Annotated in this window: 1 protein-coding gene; it reads right to left on the reverse strand. The window is 65.2% G+C overall.

Features of this window, described 5'->3' with window-relative positions; all coding sequences use genetic code 11:
- The coding region (locus QT222_RS06460) for a carboxyl transferase domain-containing protein (RefSeq protein ID WP_491476686.1) at positions 1–486 on the reverse strand (486 nt) is incomplete at both ends.

Here is a 486-nt window from a genome sequence, read left to right on the forward strand (position 1 = left end):
GTCCACGAACGACAGGATGGGGATATTAAACGAGTCACAGAATCGGATGAATCGCGCACCCTTTTCGGACGCTTCGATGTCGAGGGTACCGGCGTTCACCCGGGGCTGGTTGGCGACGATACCGACGGAGTGGCCGTCGAGCCGGCCGAAGCCGACGACGATGTTCTTCGCGAAGTCCTCCTGTACGCCGAAGAACGAACCTTCGTCGAGGACGCCGTTGAGCACGTCGTGAATGTCGTAGGGCTTCCGCGGTTGGTCGGGAACGATCTCTTCGAGTTCGTCTGCGACGCGCTCTGGGTCGTCCCACGGCTCCACTCGCGGCGGGTCTTCGACGGTGTTCTGCGGGGGGGAGGAAAGCAGGGGGCGGGTATCGCCGAGCGCCTGTTCTTCGGTGGCCGTAGCGAAGGGAGCCACCCCGCTCGGCGGAGTGGGGGTCGGCGCACCGCCGAGGTCGGCGGAGGTGACTTCCTCGCCGGTGGCCGTCTT

The sequence above is a fragment of the Haloferax sp. s1 genome (assembly GCF_058382125.1).